The sequence below is a fragment of the Bavariicoccus seileri WCC 4188 genome, from assembly GCF_000421665.1.
GTDB classification, from domain to species: domain Bacteria; phylum Bacillota; class Bacilli; order Lactobacillales; family Aerococcaceae; genus Bavariicoccus; species Bavariicoccus seileri.
This window is the reverse complement of the sequence record NZ_ATXL01000081.1, coordinates 1-4,747: the sequence shown is the minus strand read 5'-3', so window position 1 is coordinate 4,747 and position 4,747 is coordinate 1. Positions and strand designations below refer to the sequence as shown.

Below are 4,747 nucleotides of genomic sequence, written 5' to 3'. Positions count from 1 at the left end.
AGTCCTTAAAATGAAGGAGTTGACTTGCTAATGTTGAAAAATGAATGTGTTCCATAAACAATTTAAGCACTACTAATCCCGAATCGGTAAATAAAGTATCCCCATTATTTGAAATTGTTAATGAGGGATTGAAATTTGTTGGTATTTCGACTAATCTATTCATTGAGGACCTCTTTCTGTGGGTAGTTTTTTGTCGAATTAACCTTAACAGATTGAGGTTCTTTTTGCACCCTATGGGTGCTGAATGAATAGACTAAAAAAGTTTCTGGAACACTAATATACGTACATTGGTAATAAACTATGAATCATTCAGGAGTAAATACAATCAGTATGGATTGTTATTACTGACTAAAATATCACGTCTCATTAACTCATACGTTTATCAATTTATACATATCTTGATTGACTGAACAAAATTTTGTCTTATACTTAATAATGATAGCGTTTTAGGAGGTGCTAATTCTGGCAGTAGTTTATGAAAACATCCAAAAATATTACAAAGATTTGACCTACAGCGAACAATTGGCTATTGATTTTATTCTGGATTATCCTGATTTAAAAGAGCTAAAATTAAAGGTTATTGAGAAAGAGTTATTTATTTCAGCACCAACAGTTATCCGTGCCATTAAAAAATTGCAATTTCCTTCTTTCACTGCTTTTAAATATGCGGTTATAAACAGTAAGGAAGAAACAGTTGAAAAATCAAATGCCACTACACAAAATACTTTTTCTAATATAATGGATACAATTCGAAACGATTTTCTGATGACACTTAATATGGTAGAAGAGGCGAGTGTCAATAAAATCGTGGATGCGATTGTGAATAGTCGAAGAGTATTTTGTGTTGGGATAGGGTCTAGTGCGAGTGTCGCAAATTCATTTACCCAAAAGTTAAAAAACTATGGTATTTGGGCTAATGATTACTCAGACAGTTTTCCCATTAGAGATATTCCAGAATTAGCTAAACCTAGAGATTGTATTATCGTTTTTTCACTTAGTGGTGCTGAAGAGCCCATTATAAAACTACTAGCACAGAGTAAAGTGTCGGGAGCAACTATAATCTCAGTGACAGGATTTGGTGTTAACCCAGTATCTGAATTAAGTGATATCACATTTATGACCCATCAGTCTGTGCCAAAGAGAAATAGATTAAGATCACGGTTAATGTTATTTGTCGCCAGTGAAATCATCTTTGAAACACTTATCGCTAGAAATGAGTTACAGAAAGGACAGTAGCACGAATGGTGTTACTGTATTTTTTTACTCAAAATCTAAAAAATTACTATTAAATTATTTCGGTAACGGTTCCCACACAAGGAAGCGCTTTAATGTTATCTTTAGTGTGTCAAGTAGGAAATAAAAGGAGTGAATTAACTTGGAAAAAGTTTCAAAGGGAAAGCGATTAATGAATGTATTTGAAATATTCGGTCGTTCCTTTTTACTACCAGTTTCAGTCTTACCAGCTGCTGGGATATTAAAAGGAATTGGGTCGGCTTTTACAAATGCAGGTACAGTGGCGTTGCATCCATGGATGGCGAATACTATTTTTCAATTCATCATGAGTTTTATGAACATGCTGGGAAATGTAGCTTTTGCAAATTTACCAGTTATCTTTGCTGTTGGTGTTGCGGTAGGTCTAGCCAAACATGAAAAAGGATCGGCAGCGGTCTCTGGCCTATTAGGATTCTTAGTGATGCATACGACGCTTAATTTTTTGCTATCACAAAGTGGACGGTTAGTCGATTCTAGTTTGGAAAATGCTGCAGAGTTAATGGCCAACAGCATGCAGACGAGTGTTTTAGGGATCCAAACAATGGATCTAAATGTTTTCGGTGGTATTATTACCGGTATTGTTGTTTATTTTGTTCACCGAAAAGCGATTACGATTCAAGTGCCTCAAGTGATAGGATTTTTTAGTGGCCCACGTCTCGTGCCAATATTAATTATGCCAGCAATGGCTGCAGTAGCAATTGTATTGTTCTTCTTATGGCCATTTGTCCAACAAATGATCAATATGATGTCAGTGGCAATTCTTAAATCTGGCTACATTGGCACGTTTGGCTACGGTGTTATCGAACGACTTTTATTACCATTCGGTCTTCATCATGGGGTTAACTGGCCAATAAGAACTACTCCTTTAGGTGGTGTTTTCACTATTGGAGGTCAAGAGTATACGGGGACTATTAATGCTTATATGGCTGCTTTAGCTCAAGGTGGTCCGATTGATCCAATGATTACACGCTTCTCATCTGGTAAATTTGTCTTTAATATGTTTGGCTTACCAGGTGGAGCATTAGCGATGTATTACACGGCTAAGCCGGAAAAGAAAAAATTCGTGGCGTCATTACTTTTTGCAGCAGCAGCTACTTCTTTCTTGACAGGTATTACGGAGCCGATTGAGTTTACGTTCTTATTTGTTGCACCTGCCCTTTATGCTATACATGCGGTGCTAGCTGGATTAACGATGTTGATCACGACTTTAGCAGGTGCGGCTTTTCTAACACCAACTGGTCATGGCTTAATTAACTTCATTATCTATGGGGTCTTACAAGGACCAGAGACCAAATGGTATTTATTACCGTTCTTAGGTATTGGATGCTTCATCATGTACTTCCTTGTATTTACGTTTGTTATTAAAAAGTTTGACTTTAAAACACCTGGTAGAGAAGCAAATGACGTCCAGGTTGCTTTACATACCAAAGATGAAACTCGTCAAAAAATGGGAATTAAAACATTAAAAGACAAAGAAAAAGGAGAGTCTAATAAAACAGCTAAAAAAGGAAAATTAGCTTTACATGATCAAGCATTAGCTCTAATAGATGCTCATGGTGGACCAGATAATATTGTATCCGTAGATGCGTGCATTACACGACTCCGAATTAATGTCAAAGACGATTCAATAGTAGATTCCGATTTCATTAAAAGTGATTTAGAAGCAATGGGATTTGCTAGGTCAGGCATGCAGATGCAATCGATTTATGGTGGTAAAGCCAATCAAATTAAAATCGAAATTCAAAAGATTTTAGGCTTGGTGGAATAAGTATGGCTAACAAAAATAAAGTACTCGTAACGGATTTAGATGGTACCCTAGTCAAAGACTCTCAAAGCGTTAGCGTGAAGGATAAAGAAGCCTTAAAACAGTTGAATAAAGAGTATATCTTGGGAATCGCAACCGGGAGATCTTTAAAAGAGATTCATTATATTGAAGAAATGCTGGGCTTCGATGTCCCGTTAAAGATTGCATTTAATGGGGCTTTTGTGAGTTATAATAATCACATTATTCACGAGAACCCTATTGACCCGGCTAGTTTGAAGAAGGTGCTGAAGTTTATTGAAAGTAATGATATTATTTTTGATGCTTTGGACGGAGAAGACCGAATAGGGACGCATAAAGAACCTAATAGATCGCGTTTGTGGAATATGACTTTAATTGAGCCAAAGCATTTGTATGATTATATCAACGAACGAAAAATCTATAAAATCAACATCCGACCAGATGATGATCAAGCAGATGAATTATTAGAGCAATTGAAGGAAGCTTTCCCTAAGCTAAGTATTTGTAAAAGTGGTCCCAAGAGAATTGAAGTTACTGCACCACATGTATCTAAGGGATTTGCTTTAGCACAACTTAGAAAGAATGGTCATTTTGAAGTTGTTGCAGTAGGAGACTCTGAGAACGATATTTCAATGTTTGAGGAGGCAGATCTTGCTATTTCAATGTCACGCGCAGACGATTCTGTAAAAAAGGTTTCAGATAGTATTATTGACAACTTTTATGAGTCTATCACGCAACTCAATCATTAACTTTTTATAGTAGTCTATAGACTTTAAAAAAATTCAAAGGTTAACTTTAAAAAGGGCTCAAGGATTAGAACGAATTGTTCTGTCTTTGAGGCCCTTTTTTGTAATGATAGAATGCTAAGCATCTGTTTTATAACCTAACGATTAGCTTTCTTAATGGCTGATATTCAATGTAGTTGGCTTTCCTGATAGTTTTTTTGATAATGTCCAGGAGTGATACCTTCACTTTTTTTGAAAACTCGAATAAAGGAATTAGCGTTTTGAAACCCCAATGTTTCTGCAACTTGATTAATCTGACAACTACTAGCCACTAACAGTTTTTTGGCTTCTTCAATTTTTAGATTATTTAAGTAGTTTTTAAAGGTAATGCCAATTCGTTCTTTGATGATTCGACTGATATAGGATTCACTCACATGAAAGTCTTTCCCGCACACGCGGGGGTGATTCCACGACATAAGCGATAAAAAAATTGAGTCGTTGCGTCTTTCCTGTATACGCAAGTTAACTATATTAAATCATTTGAATATGTGGTTTATAGTATTCTGATGCTAATTGAAATGACGTGTGTTAATGGAGGCTGAGGGTTCTTATTATAGAAGATACATATAATCTTTACTATGGAGACAATGTTATTCAACTATTTTCAGTCGCAGAAGACTAATTTTTTAGTAGTCAGAAGTCTTAAGACCCAACTTCAAATAGTCCTGAATAATTCATAGCTCTATAATTTAAGCTGGTTTCTTGAATAAATTAATCGTTCTTGGAAAAATTGGGAATTTTTCTACAAAATAGTGCGTTCTCGAAGTAGATTTTAACTAAATGAACCTTCTTACGATTCTCTTGTTTGTTTGAAGGCATACTTCTCCCTTGTAGACGATTGATTCAAAAAATTAACGTGATGACTGATTTAAATCCATTGACTGGATCGCCGTAGGCGCTCGAAGAC

4 protein-coding genes are annotated in these 4,747 nt (G+C 35.7%); 3 read left to right on the top strand and 1 reads right to left on the bottom strand.

Annotation, left to right across the window (positions count from 1 at the left end; all coding sequences use genetic code 11):
- The first annotated feature begins 453 nt into the window (after positions 1 to 453).
- The 3 genes from H541_RS0110585 (at position 454) to H541_RS0110575 (ending at position 3,804) form a co-directional block, all read left to right on the top strand.
- Positions 454 to 1,236, top strand: a complete 783-nt coding sequence (locus H541_RS0110585) for a MurR/RpiR family transcriptional regulator (protein ID WP_022797253.1) — start codon at positions 454 to 456, stop codon at positions 1,234 to 1,236.
- Positions 1,237 to 1,405: 169 nt separating this feature from the next.
- Positions 1,406 to 3,040 carry a PTS transporter subunit EIIC gene (locus H541_RS0110580; RefSeq protein WP_033420924.1) on the top strand — a complete coding sequence of 545 codons (1,635 nt, stop codon included), beginning with the start codon at positions 1,406 to 1,408 and terminating at the stop codon, positions 3,038 to 3,040.
- A gap of 2 nt (positions 3,041 to 3,042) precedes the next feature.
- Positions 3,043 to 3,804 carry an HAD family hydrolase gene (locus H541_RS0110575; RefSeq protein WP_026501788.1) on the top strand — a complete coding sequence of 254 codons (762 nt, stop codon included), beginning with the start codon at positions 3,043 to 3,045 and terminating at the stop codon, positions 3,802 to 3,804.
- A gap of 164 nt (positions 3,805 to 3,968) precedes the next feature.
- On the opposite strand, the gene H541_RS0110570 is transcribed toward H541_RS0110575, so the two are convergent.
- Complete coding sequence (locus H541_RS0110570) at positions 3,969 to 4,214, bottom strand: helix-turn-helix domain-containing protein (protein ID WP_022797251.1); 246 nt, start codon at positions 4,212 to 4,214, stop codon at positions 3,969 to 3,971.
- Positions 4,215 to 4,747 lie beyond the last annotated feature (533 nt).

What these genes read in the sequence shown, in the direction of transcription:
- H541_RS0110575 (WP_026501788.1), top strand. Translation starts at nt 3,043, where the DNA reads ATGGCTAACAAAAATAAAGTACTCGTAACGGATTTAGATGGTACCCTA.
- H541_RS0110580 (WP_033420924.1), top strand. Translation starts at nt 1,406, where the DNA reads ATGAATGTATTTGAAATATTCGGTCGTTCCTTTTTACTACCAGTTTCA.